Consider the following 18,381-nt stretch of genomic DNA (forward strand, 5'->3'; position numbering starts at 1 on the left):
AAGGAACTTATAAGTAAATAACAGTGGTTTTTAGTCAAACCTTATTAAAGTGAACTATTTGAATTGAACTGGTCATTCAGACTCGCTTAAAATCAATCGAGTGAAGATCATGTTTTTTCATCAACTTATGCATATCTGTACGATTTCTACCGGCTAATTCTGCCGCCCTTGTAACATTACCATCGGTTATTTTAAGCAACTTCAATAAATACTTCTGCTCAAAGGCATCCCTTGCTTCAGTCAAGGTTGGCCATTTTTGCTCTGAAGTAGATAAAGCTTGTTCAACTAAATGCGAAGCAATAATAGGTGTGTGAGTTAAAGCAACACATTGTTCAACTACGTTAACAAGCTGCCGAACATTTCCTGGCCACAAAAAAGTGGTGAGTAATTGCATTGCATCATCAGAAAATCTATTAACCTTAACCTGATGCCTTTTTACGCTTGTTTTTAACAAGTGTCGAGCCAACAGAGGAATGTCTTCAGAACGTTCTCTTAAAGTAGGTAAAGTAATATTCACTACATTAAGTCGATAATACAAATCTTCTCTGAAATTACCCTTCTGCATTTCTTTATTAAGGTTTTTATGGGTCGCAGATATAACCCTCACATCAATTGGGATTTGTTTACTACTACCCACTGGGCGAATTGTTTGTTCTTGAAGCGCTCTAAGTAACTTAACTTGAAGAGGGATTGGCATATCACCAATCTCGTCTAAGAATAAAGTGCCTCCATCTGCTTCTCTAAACAGTCCTTTATGTTCATTGACCGCGCCAGTAAAAGAACCTTTAGCATGGCCAAAAAGCTCAGATTCGAGCAAGTTTTCAGGTAAAGCACCACAGTTAATCGCTACAAAAGCTTTATCGACTCTTTTACTGGCTTTATGAATAGCACTGGCCAACAGTTCTTTACCGGTGCCACTTGCTCCACTGATTAATACGCTAAAGTCGCGCTTGGCGACACGATAAGCTTGATCAAGTAATTGTTCCATTTGCATCGAACGGGTAATGATTTTTTCGCACCACTGTCCTTTTTGAGCACCTTGGCTTTGACTCACCGCTTTTTTCATCAAACTACGCAAGTCATCATGATCTATTGGTTTAGTCAAAAAACCAAACACACCTCTTTGGGTCGCATCAACAGCATCTTGAATAGTTCCGTGGGCGGTCATCAAAATAACAGGCACATCTTTTCCAAGCCCAATTATCTCTTCAAAAAGGCTTAAGCCGTCTAATCCCGACATGCGTAAATCACTTAATACCACGTCAAAATTTTGGGTGTTAATTAACCTTAATGCTTCTTTTCCACCGCCAGCACTTTGCACATTATAACCTTCTCCTTTAAGCCTAATAGCCATTAAGCATAATAAACTTTCATCATCATCAACCAACAAAACATTAGATTCTGATATATTCGATTGACTCATTGTTTATCCTTTTCGATACCTTGGATGATAGATGTTTCTATATTGAGCAACTGGTCAATTTGACTTTGTTGTTTTTTTAATAATATTTGTTGCTCTTTAATCTTAAACGATTGTTGAGTATTAATTTTACTCAACGTCACTAACGCAGACTCCCGTTCTAAAAGGTCCTGACTAGGCTGATAGAGTGCTATTAAAATAAAACGGCGCATATGTTGACTTAATTTTGGTAAAATTGACTCAACCCAACCTTGTGCTCGCAAACGATCTTGATATGGTGTACTTTTACCTTGGCTAAGCAATATTTTTTTCAATACATCATCATCTTGTTCAGATAATGTATCTATTTGCTTTTTACGTTCGAGCCATGCGATACCTTCTATCTCATACCAAAACCTTAACCAATATTCAATTTCACAAAAATTCTCTTGTGAAGCATTATTCCAAACACAAGCAGGTTCACTTTTTAGTACTTCATGGCTGGTTTTGGATGTTTTAAAAGACTTCGGTAACTCACAACTGTTAAAAACAATTAAGCTGCTGAATACGACTAATAATTTTGATTTCATATACTCGCTTCTTTATTTGGGATCTTTACACGAATACATACATCTGCATAATCCACTTCTACCATTTCGGCTTTTCCAAACATCATTCTGGCACAATCGGCGACTATAGATAATCCAAGTCCTGAGCCTGTTACTCTATCATTTCGCACGCCCTCACCCCGGCTAAAAGGCTGAAATAGGACATGACGTTGCTCAACAGCAATTTTTTTACCACTATTGGCGAAATCCAGTACCTGCATATTATTTTTCTGATAGAGACTTATAATAATGGGGCTGCCTTTACTACCATGGGCAATGGCGTTTGACACCAAATTATCCAAAATTCTTCTAAACAACTTCTGGTCAGCAAAAATTGTAGATAATTCTATTTTCATATCTATTTGGTTATCATGTTGTTTAATAGCCAAACTGTTTTCAGTCACAAATTCCTCAATAAATATTTCGGTGTTGATCCTCGAAAATACGGGTTTAGCTTGTTGAAGTAACAAATTGTAATCAAGCAGCTGTACGATAAGTAAATTTAACCTGTCTGTGCTGCTATTCAACAGTGATAACACCTCTTTCTGATCAGCATTCAAAGGTCCTACAACTTGCTCTGTCAATAATGAACAACCTTCTTTAATACTTGCTAGGGGGGTTTTTAACTCATGGGATGCGTGACGCAATAAAGCATGACGTAAATTTTCTAATTGAATTAAGCGGCCTGCTAATCGGTATAATTTCTGCTCTAATACAATTAACTCTTTTGGACCAGAAGTGGCAATTACCGGTAAGGTATCTTCCTGTCTAGACATAGCGGTAATGATGCGTTCAAGCCTAGTGACAGGTTTTAATATTGCCTTAGAACCAAACATAATTAATAAAAATGAAGCACCTAACAAACAGGCGGTTAACCAAAATTGTGTTTGCTGGACCGAACTCACATAAAACTGTTGATCTTGGATCCTCTTGTCAAGACTGAGATCAACTTGTGCAGCTAAGTCATATAAGTTTTGTTTAAATTCAGCTAATTGCGCATCCAACAACAATTGATCTTCAGTACCTGAATATTGGTTAATCCAATTAATACGCTCAATTAAACTGTTACAGTTTCTTTTTCCCAAAAGCTGTTCACAAACCGGTATTTGGTAATCAATAAACCGCTGTGTTGATTTTTCAATCAAAGGTTTAAGCGCATCCTTCTTCACAATATGGTATTGGCGAACTAGTCGCTCAATATCAACAGACAAACTTTCCATTTTACTGACTCGTCTAACAGTGTTGACAGAATATTCAGCCTCATTCGTGGCAATTTGACCAATTTCACTTAACTTTATTTGGCTATAGCCGACCAGCAAGGCCAAAGGCACCAGAACAACGACAAAACTAATAAGTGTTAATTGCCGTAGAGAGCCTAGTTGCATGGAAAATCCCATTTATATTTTTGATTAATCGTGGCCCAAGCGTAATAAAAAAGTTTGAACAAGCCGATTTTTACCATTTAATCTTTAATGAGACTGCCTAATATTCTTTTCTTTCGTCAGTGTCACTTTCATCTTATCAAGTTCAATTGAACTGATATATCTGTTGCTATCTATATCTATTTCCCAGAATGAGGCAATAATAGCAAGGTTTCCAATAGCTCCCTTAATTGTTATTTGACCATTTTGATCCATATCAAGCTTTTCTATCAAATCAATATTAGCCCATGCTAATTTTGATATTAAGAACTGGAAAAATGAGACAACGACACAAACGAAGCAATGTAATCGGACCTTTTCACATCACTTTCATCCTTTGCTAAATAAAATCTGATAACACTATGAACAAATTGTCGAATCTTATTAAAAAAGGCATCTATGCCAGCAGTGATATAAATTTATATTCGCATCAAGAATAATGGTGCTATTAGATGCAAACGCCATCGTAACCAATAACAAGACCCGCCATTCACCACTACCCTTCACCACACCCACTGGCCATGGCTGCTACCTGAGAAACCAGCCAGGTTGAATGTGATGACTGATTAGCCCATTACATGGTTCGTGCCAATAGTTTATTTTATATATATTTTAATGAGTTAAAAAAACCAATTGGATTTATGAAAAGGACCTACAATATCTATTAAATAATATGTCTTAAATTTGAGACACTAGTAGCGAAATTTAAAGATATGTATTTTAAATCATATAGTTAAAGTGTCTTTTATTTAAGACACCAATAAAAACCATACACGTTTATTGAAAATAGGAGGTAGATAAACCAGCTTAATCAGGCTTGATTGACAACTTGCTTTGAATAAATTGGCTATGTGGTATGTAAAGTAAATCGGCTATTTTTCTTATGGTGTAATCTTCATCAGGACTGAGTTCATGATCAGCATAGGCAATTGACCATAACGAATCAAGAACAGCTCTTTTCTCGTCTGCGCCATAAATAGCATTTATGACTCTTGTAAACTGTTGGTAGTCTGCTGCTCCGTCTGCTTTGGATTGACTCAAATGGCAAAGAGTTTCAAGCTCGGTCCCACTCAAAGAAAAATGTGTCTGAAGTTGCTTGCGATAACTATCTTGCTCTAGTTTTTCAAACTTATGGTCGGCTCGCATGACTTCATATAACAGCACTGCTGTCGCCAATTCGATTGTATGCTGACTATCATTTTCCTCGATTTCTAAATAACGTTTGAACCACTCTTGGATATTGGCAATCATACTACCTCACTTTCCCATTATTATTGATTGACTGAGGGCTAAAGCTGCTTCATAAGCTGACTCTATAGAGGTACCAAAACTCCAATCGCCCCCAGCATATAATCCATACTCGTGTTGATTCAATATGCCTAACGGCTTTTGCCCCACGCGAGGTCTTGCATAACGCCAGTAATGCGCATAAGTATTCAAAACTGACTTATCAGGTAAATTGAACAATTCGCAAAGTCCCTTAGTGGCAATAGATATCGCTTTGTCTTTGCCCTCCTTGCCTAAGTCATCTGATAAGTTATTTGTGAGTTGAGCCACCCATATTTCGCTTTCCCCTCCCGTGTTGGCATCAAATACTTCAGGTCGTAATGGTTTGCCTGAATCCCGAACTAGAGTATGTATAGATTGGTTTTCTAAGTAAACTAAATCAACATCTGAGACGACCAATTGGTCTAATTTAAAGGCAGTCGACCAACAACTTGTCCAGGATTGCGAAAAGTCAGGCAGCTTTAGGGATAAATCAGATTGTTCAATTAACACCTTAGTTTGCGGCCAAGGAGCAGTTAAGACTACTTTATCAAATAATTCAGCCTGCCAAAGCCCATTTGACTGAAGTTGCCATCCTTTACCAAAAATGTAGCGAATTTGGCTAATTAAGTTATTGGTATGCAAGTTAGCATTTTTTATCCAGTGTCGACATGCAGTGCTCATTTTGCTGTTAAAAACGTAATGATTGTTGTTACTGACAAAGTTTTCTAATGACTGCTTAATGTCCGTATTTTGATTCGAGACAAATATCTTCCTAGGCCATTGGCTCACAATATCTTCATCACTCAGTCTTTGCATAAAATCTATAAAGCCAACTTTTTGGGCAAGCATAACAGTGGCACCTAAATCACACTGTCCCCAATCGGTTTGTTTTGTACTAGCCCGTCCTCCACAGCCGCGTGACTTTTCAAAGATACTGACATCTACACTTTTTGACTCGATAAAATTTGCCAACAAACAACCCGTAATTCCAGCTCCTACAATTGCAACTTTCATACATCATCACCGTTATCTGTAAACACAATAAGATGTTCCAAGTCTAAACGGATGCCTATAAGCTCATTCATTTGGTGATCATGATGACTCAGTGCCAAACACAATACCCTAGGATGGCTAACGTATTGCAATTCTAGTTGGTACATAATATGCGATCCTTTAAATGATCTATCCACCACTTTTGCTAAAGTCTTACTTTCATCATCATGAATGATGTCGTCTGGGCGAACTAAAAATACAACCTTATCACCTTGCTTAAATCCACTATCAGGGTTGATCGGGAAGACGCCTAAACTGCTATTTAACCTAATGTTGTTATCAATTGTTGCAGACAAAAATACCCCATCACCAACAAACGACGCCACAAAACGATTAGCAGGACGATGATAAAGCGCGTAAGCATCTGTCCATTGCAATAAACGTCCTTCGTCGATCACACCTATTACATCAGCCATAGCAAACGCTTCGTGTTGATCATGGGTAACCATAAGAGCGGTGGTATTTTCGTGTTTTAAAATTATTCGGAGTTCTTTGGCTAGCTCATCTCTTAATTCTGAATCTAAACTAGAAAAAGGTTCGTCTAACAACAATAAATCAGGTTTTACAGCTAAAGCTCTCGCTAAAGCAACACGCTGTTGCTGGCCTCCTGATAGAGCATGAGGATATCTATTGTCGTAACCAGATAATCCCACTAACATCAGTAATTCAGTTACTCTTTGACGCTTTTTTGCACTGCTTTGATGATGCAAACCAAAAGCTATATTTTGCGCCACAGTTAAATGAGGAAACAACGCATAATCTTGGAATACCACAGCCACTCGGCGTTTTTCAGGTTCCAGGTGACTATACAGAGAGCTCACCAACTTTTTACGTAAGCATATTTGTCCTTCTGATACCTTCTCAAATCCAGCCACTGCTCGCAAAATCGATGTCTTACCACATCCTGAAGGCCCTAGCAAACAACCTATTTGTCCAACGCCTAATTCAAAGGTAACGTCTTTAACGGCCTCACTTTTTTGATAAGCAACGGATACATTATTGAGACTTAACATAAGTTCCTTAATTGTCATGTGGGCTATGTGGGCTAGATTTATCCATCAACAACGTCAATAAAATAACAGGTGATATCCCAACACTGACAATAGCTAAAGCAGGTAATGACGCGTCCATTAAGCGTTCGTCTGAGGCAAGCTCAAATGCTCTGACTGCCAATGTATTGAAGTTAAATGGTCTTAAAATCAAAGTAGCGGGAAGCTCTTTCAACACATCCACAAATACTAACAATAAGGCACTTAGTACGCTCGTTTTCATTAATGGCACATGAATGGTTCTGAGGATCTGCAAAGGTTTATACCCTAAGGAACGTGCAGCATCATCCATACTAGGTTTAACTCTAGACAAACCTGTATCAATGTTATGCATTGCAACAGCTAAAAAACGACTACTATAAACCAAAATCAGAGCAAATAATGATCCTGAAAAGACTAATCCAACACTTATGTCGAACCAATTCTCAGTTAACGTATTTATTTTTATATCCAGCCAACTTAGCGAAATCACTGCACCTATAGCGATAACGGTTCCGGGCACTGCATATCCAAGATTAACCACGCCTACTAGAAATTGAATCGGCTTAATGGGATTAAGACGTTTACCATAAGCAAAAAGAAGTGCCAATATCACTGCTGTTATGGATGCGATGGCTGCCAAATAAAAACTATTCCATAACAATAACCAAAATTCACTGGTAAGTTGTTTGGAGTATGTGATTGACGCCCATTTTAATAATTGTAAAACAGGTAATATAAAACCAAAAAATACAGGTATAACACATACAAATGGCACGCAAAACGCTTGACTACCTGTTAATTTTTGCCTTGTGACTTGCTGCGCTTTTTGTCCTTGAAAATAATAGCGAATTTTGCGCCTAGACAGATATTCAAGAATAAGTAACAGCACCACAAAACTGGTCAACATAGCAGCTAATTGTGCGGCTGCAATACCATTACCCAAACCGAACCAGGTCCTAAAAATACCAGTAGTAAAAGTACTCAAACCAAAATATTGCACCGTGCCATAATCAGCAAACGCTTCCATCATTGCTAAGGCCGCCCCCATTAAAATAGCAGGACGAGCCAGAGGTAACACCACTTTAAACAGGTGTTTACTGGGGGGAACGCCTAGGCTTCGTGATACTTCTTCAAGGCTAGATGGTTGCTCACTAAAAGCAGTTCTAGCTAACAAATAAACGTAGGGGTAAAGCACCAAGGACAACATAATAATGGCGCCAGTCAAAGAGCGAATATCAGGGAAAAAATAATCACCATATTGCCAATGGAATGTTTCCCTTAATAACGTTTGGATTGGGCCCGTAAAGTCCAATAAACCTGTGTAGGTATAGGCAATAATGTATGCTGGCATCGCCATTGGCAACAATATCAACCATTGTAATTGTTTTCGACCTGCAAATTCATACCTTGCAATACACCAAGCTAATACAGTGCCAATCACGATGACTAAGAAACCAACACCAAAGGCCAAAATGAGAGAGTTAACAATATAATCAGATAACACGGTTGAGGATAGATGTTGCCATATTTCAGTTTGAGGAAAAAAAACACTCACAAAAACTAGGCCAAGTGGTGCCGCAAGTATAATGCAGCCTAAGGCGATGGTTACAAGCCAAACGTTGAACCAGCTATAGAAACGGTTTATGTGTTTCATTAACTGATTTATTTTATTAAGAAAAATTTAGGAATATTTATGCTTACTTCCACCCAGCACGGTCCATCATCTTAACGGCTGCTGCATTTAACTCACCTAGTTTACCTAGGGCAACTTGTTCAGCTTTGAATGTGCCAAATGACTGAAGTAGTTCACTCCAAGCAATATCAGGTAAAACAGGGTATTCATGGTTAGTGGTGGCATACCATAGCTGCGACTCTTTACTGAGTAAAAAATCGATTAACTTTAATGCAGCGTTTTTATTTGGTGCATATTGGGCTAAAGAAACGCCAGATATATTAATATGCGTGCCACGGCCAGCTTGATTTGGCCAAATAACCTTTACTTTTTTAGCTTGCTGTTGGGTTATTTCATCCTTAGAACTCAACATACCTGCAAGATAATAAGTGTTAGCTATAGCAACATCGCAGAGCCCTGCAGCTAACCCTTTAATTTGATCTCGGTCACCACCTTGTGGATGACGAGCAAAATTGTTAACGAGACCGTTAACCCATTCCTGGGCTGCGGATTCACCCAACTGAACAATTAGCGATGCCACCATAGATTGATTATAAATATTACTCGAACTGCGAATACACACTCTCCCTTTCCATTCAGCACTAATTAAATCTTCTAAGTTAGCTATTAATTGAGCATCAACCTTATCTACAGAGACCATCATAGGCCGAGCGCGCAATGATAAACCCAACCAATGCCCCTGCTCGTCACGAAAATTATTTGGCACCGTTGCAATTGCAGCCGATACCGATATAGCCTGTGTTAGCCCTTGCTGTTTAGCGCGGTATAAGCGACCTACATCTGTTGTTAATAGCAAATCTGCAGGGCTATATTTGCCCTCGCTCTTTAAACGAGTAATGAGGTTGTCCGCGTTACCTGTAACTAGATTCACTGAAATACCCGTTTGCTGGGTAAATTTATCCAATAAAGGTTTTATCAAGGCTTCTTTGCGCGCTGAATACAAATTCACCTGCTCGGCCACAACTAATGGCGACAACATTGTTGTTATGACAAGCATACAGGAAATGATATTTTTCAAGAGTTGTTACACCTTTCTACAGACAATTGCAAAGATTGAAGACAGATCTTAATCTAATTGAGAATTATTCTCAACAAAGATTTATTATTCTTCATACATGAAATAATGTGTTGGTTGCATGCCTAAAGATTCATAGGTTTTTTGGGCGATAAGGTTTTCTTTTTCTACGTATAACCTAAACCCACATACATTGTGTTGTTGCTCAGCTAAAGTTTTAACTTGGGCATACAATTGTGCATAAATACCTTGGCGCCTGAAGTCTGGTGTAATATAAACACTTTGCACCCACCAAAAAACACCATTACGCCAATCACTCCATTCGGTGGTCACCATTAAACTACCAACCACTATGTCATTTTGTTCAGCTACCAAATAAAAACCTTTATTTTCATCTAAAATTAAGGCCGATACACCTTTAGTCAATATGTTTTCGTCTAATTTTTTTTGCTCAGTTTCCCATGCCATTAATTGATTAAAATTTACCAATGACGTTACATCAGTATGTTGGGCAACCCTAATATTAATTTTTTCCAACTTTATCCACGCCTTTCTTCACAGCTTAATTAAAATTTAAAACAACACTAACGTGAGGCTTTTGTTCGTGTATTCAACAGGTTCACACCACTTTTTTATTAAAAACAATTCCTCATTCATAACTTTTATAACATTTAAAAATTCAGCCCCACACTATTTTAAGCGTTACCAGAGTCTTTTGTCCTAATTACCAAAATATGTTCATCAGGCCGAAACACTGCAAAAAGCACAATACTGACCAATTCTGAATCAAGCTCTGATACATCGTGTTCCAGAAAATTATGGGGTAACGCTCTCATCACAATAAATCAATCCCACATAAACTCTAGCGTTGGTCGAAACATGGACTAAGTCAATAATAGGATAAACAGAATGGGTATATTTACCGTTCAACTCAATCGCAATGGTTATATTCACAGATTCAAGGGTATCCAAACAGCCATAAGGTTCAAGCACCTGTCATAGCAAAAAGCGAAACATCATAAACCACTAAAATATTCATAAAAATTAAGGAAAAACGCTGGATTGTAAATTTTTTAGTATGTTGACTAACATGCCCAATACAAAACTATCCATACATGCGGTTTTAGTCAATTAATCACGATACTAATTACCCTTTCATTACCTCATAAATAAGCTAAGCAAAATATTAAACTTGAACAAATTCGAACTTTCTTTTTAAGCATAAGGTTCATTTTTCCCATCTTCAGAAAATCCTCTGATTAAACGCATGAATAACCAATATTTAATAATAAAAACTATCAGAGTATCTGACACTGATTTGATGTTATAAAATAATAGTTTTACCTACAAAAATTCGTATTTTTTTATTAATATGGCTGCTTACCTGTTCAGCATCAATATGGTACAAGATAAAAATGAAGGAAAATAAACTGGTTTACACTACACAAACAGGCAGGGTCCTAAATAAAGTACAAAGTAAACCATCAATAAAAACAGATGGTATCGTACGTATTCGCCTTGAAACTAAGGGCCGAAAAGGAAAAGGGATGACCACAATAGCCGGTGTGGACTTACCTGAAAAAGAGTTAAAAGACTTATGCAGCCAATTAAAAAAAATGTGTGGAACAGGTGGCGCCATTAAAAATAGCATAATTGAAATTCAAGGTGACAACCGTGATAAAATTAAAGCAACACTCGAACAACTCGGCCATAATGTGAAACTAGCTGGTGGTTAATAGTTAATAGCAATAAGAAATTAGGAGTATCGATGTATCGTCTCGCGTTATTAGAAGTTAGTATTATCTTAGTCGAATCTTCTGATACATAATGTAAAATCAAAATTAATCATTTAGCGGCAGCCGATATTCACCAAGTCGAGGCTTTCGGTATCATTACACAAGCCATTGAAGCGATTACTAAACACGGTGCAGATTTGGTCCTATGTACTTTGAAGACGGAACAGGCCTAGATGTCATAAAACATATTAAAAATGACGAGTCCTTTGCCTCCACTCAGTTTATGCTGGTTTCCAACAAAACAGGGTGGGGAAACTTTAAGAGTTTACATAATATGGTGTGACAGCTATTTTACCTAAACCTTTTGAAGTGAATGAAGTGTGCAGATTGTTAGACTATTTACATGAATATTGAATCACTAATTTTGTTATTCAATATTTGTAAAAAACAGAAAAATTGTACTTAATCAAATCATTGACATATAAGTACTGACTTTATAAATTCTCAATTATAAAAATTATTTAAACCTCCCTAAAGAGAGGATTTTTTTGAAACAATAAGTGAACAACATGTCATCATCAGAACTAGAAAAACTTAGAGTCAAAATCACTGAACTAGACACCCAACTACTGACTTTTTTAGCCAAAAGGCAGCAATATACTAATCAAGTGGCTGAAACGAAGATCAAAAATCAAATTCCTGTACGTGATCAAAAGCGTGAGGAACAATTATTGATTAGATTGATAAAAGAAGGTAAAAAACACAGATTAGATGCCCACTATGTCACTCAATTATTTCATGTGATCATTGAAGATTCAGTTTTAAATCAACAAGCTTTGCTAGCTGCAAGAGCTAACCCAGGGAGTAGCCTTCCTCTGAATCGCGTCGCTTTTTTGGGTGACAAAGGTTCTTATAGTTATCTAGCCACACAAAAATATTTTTCTAGGCGTCCAGGCGAACTGCTTGAAATAGGCTGCCAAAGTTTTTTAGAAATAATTAAGAAGGTGGAGAACAAAGAAGCTGACTATGCAGTTTTACCTATTGAAAACACCTCTTCAGGTAGTATCAATGAGGTATATGACCAACTACAACATACTCACCTTTCAATCATAGGTGAACTCACCCACCCCATTAAACATGCCCTATTGGTCAATCAAGATACCGACGTTAGCAAAATAAAGACTTTATACGCACATCCGCAAGTATTTGCTCAGTGCAGTCATTTCCTTGTAGAACTAGGTAATGTAAAAGTTAAACCTTGCGATAGCACTTCTGCTGCCATGTTAAAAGTGGCCGAATTAAATCGCGATGATATTGCGGCAATGGGCAGTGAAGCCGGCGGCAGTTTATATGGTTTACATGCGATTAAATCAAACTTAGCCAACCAAAAAGAGAATCACAGTCGCTTTTTCGTGATTGCTCTTAAGCCTGTCAACGTGCCATTACAAGTGCCTGCAAAGACCACCTTAGTGATGTCAACCGTGCAAAAACCAGGCGCCTTAGTAGAAGCACTTATGGTATTGCGTGATAACAAGATTAATATGACCAAGCTTGAGTCCAGACCTATTACTGGCAACCCTTGGGAAGAAATGTTTTATCTTGATGTAGAAGGTAATGTACAAGATGGACCCATGCAGCAAGCTTTAGAAGAGTTACAGGCCATGACACGATACTTTAAAGTATTGGGTTGTTACCCAAGTGAAGAGATAAATCCAACAAAGGTGGCAGCGGTAAGTGCTTTAGCCGAATAGTCAATTTTGTTAAAAATCAACTTCACAAAAACGGGGCAGTCAAACTGCACCCGTTTTCATACAATATAGGTTGGCTGCACTTAAAAGGGATCTACCAATTTATGAGTATATAGTGGCTATTTTGGCGAGGTTTTCTGCAGCATAGGTTTGTTTATAAGCTTATTCCACATAAACTGCTAGTCACTATTATGTTCAATACAGATGACTAACGATTTGCTTGATTTTCTTCTTAAGTTGCAGATGCCAGTGCTTCAATTAATTGTAAGACTTGTTTAAGGTTTTCAAACTCTTCATTCAAAGTAGCCCAGACCAAATCTACCCAATGTATACCACTACTTGCTGTTGAAGTAGCACGTTCCGTAGAATAAATGGGCTTGGTAAATTCGATGAATTTACCAAGCCCATACAGACTCATAACACATCAAACTATTTAACACAATAAAATAGATAAAATTGTTGATAATAATTGTGAATCAACAAAATTTGTTTAACAGAAAACGTTTAATACGTATTAACAACCACCGGTGCAGAATCATTAATGCTGCGTAAAAGCAGTTATTAAAAAATTCTTAAATATGAAGTTTAACCATCTTCACTTAAAGAACGATCATCGTCAGCTTTAAGTAAAAGTTTTCTACTATCGACCAAACATTGCTTGGAGTAATCACCAAACCAAGAACCAATTTTTAAAAACTGCTTTATAAACTCACCTTTGTTATTTGTTTCAACCAAAGTTAAAGCCTGATTAAATTTCACACTAAATTCAGTTAATAAAGCGACGCTGTCCTTATTATCAAAAATAATATCTGCATACAGTGCAGGGTCTTGAGCAAATAATCGTCCGACCATCGCCAATTCCAAACGGTAAATAGGCGAACTGAGTGATATTAATTGTTGTAGGTCAGGATTCTCACTGGCTAAGTGCGAGCCAAACACAAAACTACAAAAATGCCTCATCACCTGAATAAATACCATGGCATCGTCGTGCTCTTTAGCCGTGGTTTGTTGCAATATACCTCCCCATATGCGAATTTGCTGCAATAGCCATTCATATTGCTGCGCATCGCGACCATGGCATACCACCATGACCTGCTTAACCATGCTAGGGACATCAGGCCCAAACATTGGATGCAACCCCAATACAGGTCCTTTGTGCGCGGCCATCATGGCAGCTAGTGGTTTTTGTTTGGTACTAGTGATATCAACTAACACACAGTCAACAGGTAAATGTGTGAGTTTGGATATGATACTTTCGGTTAACTTGATGGGAACTGCGACTAACACTAAGCCAGCATCGCTTAGGATAGTATCGGCATTCGGCCAGTCGTTTTGTTCAAGTAATTCGACTGAATATCCACTGCGCTTAAACATATCAACAAAAATTCTGCCTAATGCTCCAGCCCCACCTATCACTACTATTTTTTGAATCAGTGGGTTAGAACATAAATACTTAACATTTTGAGTGTGATAAGACTCACGCATTATCCTGCGTAACAAATCTTCAATTAAAACTGGAGATACATTTAGTCGTTCTGCTTCTGCTCGCCTTTTGGCAATCAGTTCAGCTTCACGAACAGGCACATAGATAGGCAAACCAACCTGACTTTTATATTTCCCTACCTTTGCGGTTATTTCTGCCCGCTGAGCCAATAACATAACTAACTGGCTATCAATTCCATCGATTTGTTGTCTCAGCTCACTCAGTTCATTAGGTGATACGGGCATAATGTTTCCTAGTCTTCGGTGTCATTTAGCTTATTTAATCGCATAGGTAAGACTGTTATCAACTTATCTCGCATATGGTTAATCAAATCTTCTGTTGTTTGCCAGTTAATGCAACCGTCTGTTATGGATACACCGTATTCTAAATCTGCAGGCGTTTTACCCGAGCTGCTTTGATTGCCGTGATTCAAGTGACTTTCTAACATAATACCGATAACCGATTCATTCCCTTCAAGAATTTGGTTAACAACATTTTTAGCCACCAAAGGCTGTCTGCGAAAATCTTTGCTTGAATTCGCGTGACTGCAGTCAATCACTAAGCCTGCAGTCAATTTCACCTTATCTAATTCAGCTTCACAATCAGCCACACAAACAGAATCATAATTAGGTTGTTTGCCGCCGCGTAAAATAATATGCCCGTCGGGATTACCTTGGGTAGTAATCACACTCACTTGCCCTTCACCATTAATCCCCATAAAACTATGACCAGATGCAGCTGATTGCAATGCATTAATAGCGATACCTAAACTGCCATCGGTACCATTTTTGAAGCCCACAGGCATAGACAAACCACTGGCCATTTCTCTGTGGGTTTGTGATTCAGATGTACGCGCGCCAATTGCAGACCAACTAAACAATTCCGCCAAATATTGAGGACTGATTGGATCAAGAGCTTCAGTGGCGACAGGCAATTCAAGTTCTGCCAACCAAATCAATAATTCTCTGGCTTTTCGTAAACCCGTCTCAATATCAAAGGTATCATTAATGTGCGGATCGTTGATCAATCCTTTCCAACCCACAGTGGTGCGTGGTTTTTCAAAATAAACACGCATCACAATATATAGCGTGTCTTTACAGCTCTCGTGTAACTCTTTGAGTTTAAGCGCATATTCTTTTGCTGCTTCAATATCATGTATTGAACAAGGACCACATATCACTAAAAAGCGATGGTCTTTGCGATGCAAAATATCACTAATAACTTGCCTTGAAGATTGAATAACTTGTAAAGAAGAATCACTCACTGGTAACTCTGTTTTTAACTCTTGGGGTGTCACTAATACTTTCTCAGAGGAAATATTAATATTATTGATGCTGTCACGTAACATGATTTGACTCTTTTAAAATAAACTGAAATTGGCATTGGGTCAGCACATTATGAGACCCGTAGCACATGACATTTCTATAACAATCAGACAGTGTAACGATTTTAGTACACAGTGAGACATATTATTTTCTAGAACATATTGACTTTTTAACATCTATTAAAATCAACAACAAGTTTTAATTGCCATTATTAGGTTACTTGCTGATTTTTCATGCAAAAACATCCATAAAAAATAGTCAACACAATAACACTTAAGCAGGGATACAGTATTCTAGAGATCCTATATATGTCTTAAAAATCAATCCTAAAAGAAGGGAATCCTTTTGAAAACATCGTCAATTATAATGATTATCCTGCAGGATAAACATAACTTGATTGGATCCCCAACGGCATACCCAGCCCCCAGTAAGCGAGAAGAAATAATGACCAAAGTAACAAAAGACTAATTGAATAAGGCAACATTAACGATAATAAAGTGCCAATGCCTGTAGACTTAACATAACGTTGGCAATACACCACAACTAAAGGAAAATACGGCATTAAGGGCGTGATAATATTTGAAGATGAATCCCCGACCCGATATGCCGCTTGAGTCAAATCTGGCGAAATGTTTAGCTGCATCAGCATAGGCACAAAGATAGGTCCCAACAAGGCCCACTTAGCCGATGAGGAACCCACAAACAGATTCACGAATGCGGTTAAAAAAATAATTCCCACTATTGTCACCATACTCGGTAGTGCCAATGTTTTTAATACCTCTGCCCCTTCTATTGCCAACAATGCACCTAAGTTTGAATTACCAAACGCATCAATAAATAACGAGCAGAAAAAGGCCATAACGATGTAGTAACTCATACCTTGCATGGCTTTCGTCATAGTATCGATTATATCTTTGCTTGACTTAAAAGTGCCCGACATAAAACCAAATACAACACCCGGTAATAAAAACAGCAAAAAGATAATTGGAACAATAGATTGCATAATAGGTGCAGTAAATGATGTTAACTCACCAGTAGTTGCCCTAAACGGTGAAGAGTCAGGGTATAAAACGGCGACTAAAGCAATCAGTCCTCCCAACATTGTCAAGGAAGCAACCTTCAACGCCCTCTTTTGTTTTGCATTCAATTCATCGAACTTCGGAATGTCAGCAGGATCACCATCAACTTCAACATCTTTTAAGCGTGGCTCAATGACTTTATCGGTTAAATACCAGCCGACACTCACGACCAACAAGGTTGATGCAGAATTGAAAAACCAGTTGTTAAGCGGGTTTATTTGCATGACAGGATCAATAATTTGCGCCGCACTCTGCGTAAAACTCTGCAATAGAGGGTCGATAGCAGATGGAATGAAATTGGCACAAAAGCCTCCACTAACACCCGCAAATGCAGCGGCAATACCCGCTAGAGGATGTCTACCCATCGCATAAAAAATAACACCTGCAAGTGGAATCACCAACACGTACCCAGCATCGGTAGCGGTATGACTAACAATGGCCACTAATACCACCATAGGTGTTAACAATGCCTTGGGGGTTGAGTCGAGCATACGTTTCAAACCTGCACTGATAAACCCTGAATGCTCAGCGACTCCCACACCTAACATAGCGACTAACACGACACCTAAGGGAGCAAAACCAGTAAAGATAGTAACCATTCTAGACAAGAAATCTGCCATAGAATCACCCGTTAATAAGTTGTTTACTACCACAGTTTCAGCCGTTCTAGGATCTATCGCACTGAAGGTGAAGTTTGATAATATGGCTGATAAAACCCACACCACAACCAGACAAAATAAAAAAATAATGGCAGGATCAGGTAACTTATTTCCAACTCTTTCCACTTTGTCCAATGCACGCATTGTCCAACTAGTTTGACTCGACATAAAAAATCTCCATATTTGTATTCAATAAAATAGTAGTATTTACCAGAAACGTTTTACCATCCCCCTAGCAACAAAGAACAAGATACAATATTATTTCGTATCCACTTACCCGTTCAATTCAAAATTTTAATCACTTTAGCGGGCACACCCGCCACTACAGTATTAGCTGGAACATCTTTATTGACTACTGCGCCTGCAGCAATGACTGCGTTATCACCAATATTTACACCTTCTAATATCTTGGCGCCCATGCCAATCCAAACGCTATCACCAATATTAATCGGTTTGGCGGTTTCAATGCCTTTGTTGCGTTTGAGGTGTTCTAAGGGATGAGTAGAAGTAGAAATCATTACGCCAGGAGCAAGCATGACGTCAGCGCCAAAAATTACAGGTGCGGCGTCTAAAATCACTAAGCCATGATTGGCATAAAAGTTTTTGCCTGTAGAAATATTGTAACCGTAATCACAATAAAAGTTGGGCTCTATCCAAGCACCTGCAGACTGACCAAATAGTGATTTAATGATTTTTCGACTGCCTTTTCTATCATCGATATCAAACTGATTAAATTGCTGGCAAAGCCTTTTAGCATTAGCTCTGTCTTGTTGTAATGTTTTGTCACTGGGAAAGTACTCAAGCCCTTGCAACATTTTTTGTTTTTCGGTTAAGTCGCTCACATTACTCCTCTCAAGCTTCT

At 38.1% G+C, this 18,381-nt stretch carries 17 protein-coding genes; 2 read left to right on the top strand and 15 right to left on the bottom strand.

The window, feature by feature from the left end; all coding sequences use genetic code 11:
• Positions 1-76: 76 nt before the first annotated feature.
• From Q0Y52_RS15670 to Q0Y52_RS15715, 10 genes are all read right to left on the bottom strand, one after another.
• Entirely contained in the window at positions 77-1,423 is a 1,347-nt protein-coding gene (locus Q0Y52_RS15670) for a sigma 54-interacting transcriptional regulator (protein WP_297823231.1), read from the bottom strand.
• Positions 1,420-1,989: a hypothetical protein gene (locus tag Q0Y52_RS15675; RefSeq protein WP_297823233.1), complete on the bottom strand. Its 570-nt coding sequence runs from the start codon at positions 1,987-1,989 to the stop codon at positions 1,420-1,422. The genes Q0Y52_RS15670 and Q0Y52_RS15675 overlap by 4 nt, the downstream gene beginning before the upstream one ends.
• Positions 1,986-3,392 (bottom strand): HAMP domain-containing sensor histidine kinase, encoded by a 1,407-nt coding sequence (locus Q0Y52_RS15680; RefSeq protein WP_297823235.1) that lies wholly within the window; start codon positions 3,390-3,392, stop codon positions 1,986-1,988. The genes Q0Y52_RS15675 and Q0Y52_RS15680 overlap by 4 nt, the downstream gene beginning before the upstream one ends.
• An 84-nt stretch (positions 3,393-3,476) precedes the next feature.
• On the bottom strand, positions 3,477-3,662 hold the full coding sequence (locus tag Q0Y52_RS15685) for a hypothetical protein (protein WP_297823237.1): 186 nt from the start codon (positions 3,660-3,662) through the stop codon (positions 3,477-3,479).
• 573 nt (positions 3,663-4,235) lie between these two features.
• On the bottom strand, positions 4,236-4,679 hold the full coding sequence (locus Q0Y52_RS15690) for a TerB family tellurite resistance protein (protein ID WP_297823239.1): 444 nt from the start codon (positions 4,677-4,679) through the stop codon (positions 4,236-4,238).
• Between the two features lie 6 nt (positions 4,680-4,685).
• The gene (locus Q0Y52_RS15695; protein WP_297823242.1) at positions 4,686-5,711 is read right to left on the bottom strand and encodes an NAD(P)-binding protein; all 1,026 of its coding nucleotides are present in this window, start codon (positions 5,709-5,711) and stop codon (positions 4,686-4,688) included.
• Positions 5,708-6,763 (bottom strand): ABC transporter ATP-binding protein, encoded by a 1,056-nt coding sequence (locus tag Q0Y52_RS15700; RefSeq protein ID WP_297823244.1) that lies wholly within the window; start codon positions 6,761-6,763, stop codon positions 5,708-5,710. Before Q0Y52_RS15700 ends, Q0Y52_RS15695 begins: the two co-directional genes overlap by 4 nt.
• 7 nt (positions 6,764-6,770) lie before the next feature.
• Positions 6,771-8,435, bottom strand: coding sequence for an iron ABC transporter permease (locus Q0Y52_RS15705; RefSeq protein WP_297823246.1), 1,665 nt, complete (start codon positions 8,433-8,435; stop codon positions 6,771-6,773).
• 43 nt (positions 8,436-8,478) lie between these two features.
• The gene (locus Q0Y52_RS15710; RefSeq protein WP_297823248.1) at positions 8,479-9,492 is read right to left on the bottom strand and encodes an extracellular solute-binding protein; all 1,014 of its coding nucleotides are present in this window, start codon (positions 9,490-9,492) and stop codon (positions 8,479-8,481) included.
• Positions 9,493-9,576: 84 nt separating this feature from the next.
• Positions 9,577-10,026 carry a GNAT family N-acetyltransferase gene (locus Q0Y52_RS15715; protein ID WP_297823250.1) on the bottom strand — a complete coding sequence of 150 codons (450 nt, stop codon included), beginning with the start codon at positions 10,024-10,026 and terminating at the stop codon, positions 9,577-9,579.
• A gap of 878 nt (positions 10,027-10,904) precedes the next feature.
• On the opposite strand from Q0Y52_RS15715, the gene Q0Y52_RS15720 reads away from it, so the two are divergent.
• Together Q0Y52_RS15720 and pheA are read left to right on the top strand one after the other, a co-directional pair.
• The gene (locus tag Q0Y52_RS15720) at positions 10,905-11,225 is read left to right on the top strand and encodes a stress response translation initiation inhibitor YciH (protein WP_297823252.1); all 321 of its coding nucleotides are present in this window, start codon (positions 10,905-10,907) and stop codon (positions 11,223-11,225) included.
• 569 nt (positions 11,226-11,794) lie between these two features.
• Positions 11,795-12,976 (top strand): prephenate dehydratase, encoded by a 1,182-nt coding sequence (pheA, locus tag Q0Y52_RS15725; protein ID WP_297823254.1) that lies wholly within the window; start codon positions 11,795-11,797, stop codon positions 12,974-12,976.
• Between the two features lie 229 nt (positions 12,977-13,205).
• On the opposite strand, the gene Q0Y52_RS15730 is transcribed toward pheA, so the two are convergent.
• The 5 genes from Q0Y52_RS15730 to Q0Y52_RS15750 form a co-directional block, all read right to left on the bottom strand.
• Positions 13,206-13,391, bottom strand: a complete 186-nt coding sequence (locus Q0Y52_RS15730) for a hypothetical protein (RefSeq protein ID WP_297823256.1) — start codon at positions 13,389-13,391, stop codon at positions 13,206-13,208.
• Between the two features lie 167 nt (positions 13,392-13,558).
• Complete coding sequence (gene tyrA, locus Q0Y52_RS15735; RefSeq protein ID WP_297823258.1) at positions 13,559-14,701, bottom strand: bifunctional chorismate mutase/prephenate dehydrogenase; 1,143 nt, start codon at positions 14,699-14,701, stop codon at positions 13,559-13,561.
• A gap of 8 nt (positions 14,702-14,709) precedes the next feature.
• A complete protein-coding gene (locus Q0Y52_RS15740) occupies positions 14,710-15,804 on the bottom strand; it encodes a 3-deoxy-7-phosphoheptulonate synthase (RefSeq protein ID WP_297823260.1) in 1,095 nt (364 codons plus the stop codon).
• Between the two features lie 347 nt (positions 15,805-16,151).
• On the bottom strand, positions 16,152-17,687 hold the full coding sequence (locus Q0Y52_RS15745; protein ID WP_297823262.1) for an AbgT family transporter: 1,536 nt from the start codon (positions 17,685-17,687) through the stop codon (positions 16,152-16,154).
• 113 nt (positions 17,688-17,800) lie between these two features.
• Positions 17,801-18,361, bottom strand: a complete 561-nt coding sequence (locus Q0Y52_RS15750) for a sugar O-acetyltransferase (RefSeq protein WP_297823265.1) — start codon at positions 18,359-18,361, stop codon at positions 17,801-17,803.
• Positions 18,362-18,381: the final 20 nt, after the last annotated feature.

This window comes from uncultured Paraglaciecola sp., from assembly GCF_943787955.1.
Classification (GTDB): domain Bacteria; phylum Pseudomonadota; class Gammaproteobacteria; order Enterobacterales; family Alteromonadaceae; genus Paraglaciecola.

Bases quoted from the DNA above. Each gene is read 5' to 3' on its own strand.
- Q0Y52_RS15670 (WP_297823231.1), bottom strand. From the start codon at position 1,423: ATGAGTCAATCGAATATATCAGAATCTAATGTTTTGTTGGTTGATGAT.
- Q0Y52_RS15675 (WP_297823233.1), bottom strand. From the start codon at position 1,989: ATGAAATCAAAATTATTAGTCGTATTCAGCAGCTTAATTGTTTTTAAC.
- Q0Y52_RS15680 (WP_297823235.1), bottom strand. From the start codon at position 3,392: ATGCAACTAGGCTCTCTACGGCAATTAACACTTATTAGTTTTGTCGTT.
- Q0Y52_RS15690 (WP_297823239.1), bottom strand. From the start codon at position 4,679: ATGATTGCCAATATCCAAGAGTGGTTCAAACGTTATTTAGAAATCGAG.
- Q0Y52_RS15695 (WP_297823242.1), bottom strand. From the start codon at position 5,711: ATGAAAGTTGCAATTGTAGGAGCTGGAATTACGGGTTGTTTGTTGGCA.
- Q0Y52_RS15700 (WP_297823244.1), bottom strand. From the start codon at position 6,763: ATGTTAAGTCTCAATAATGTATCCGTTGCTTATCAAAAAAGTGAGGCC.
- Q0Y52_RS15705 (WP_297823246.1), bottom strand. From the start codon at position 8,435: ATGAAACACATAAACCGTTTCTATAGCTGGTTCAACGTTTGGCTTGTA.
- Q0Y52_RS15720 (WP_297823252.1), top strand. From the start codon at position 10,905: ATGAAGGAAAATAAACTGGTTTACACTACACAAACAGGCAGGGTCCTA.
- pheA (WP_297823254.1), top strand. From the start codon at position 11,795: ATGTCATCATCAGAACTAGAAAAACTTAGAGTCAAAATCACTGAACTA.
- Q0Y52_RS15730 (WP_297823256.1), bottom strand. From the start codon at position 13,391: ATGAGTCTGTATGGGCTTGGTAAATTCATCGAATTTACCAAGCCCATT.
- tyrA (WP_297823258.1), bottom strand. From the start codon at position 14,701: ATGCCCGTATCACCTAATGAACTGAGTGAGCTGAGACAACAAATCGAT.
- Q0Y52_RS15740 (WP_297823260.1), bottom strand. From the start codon at position 15,804: ATGTTACGTGACAGCATCAATAATATTAATATTTCCTCTGAGAAAGTA.
- Q0Y52_RS15745 (WP_297823262.1), bottom strand. From the start codon at position 17,687: ATGTCGAGTCAAACTAGTTGGACAATGCGTGCATTGGACAAAGTGGAA.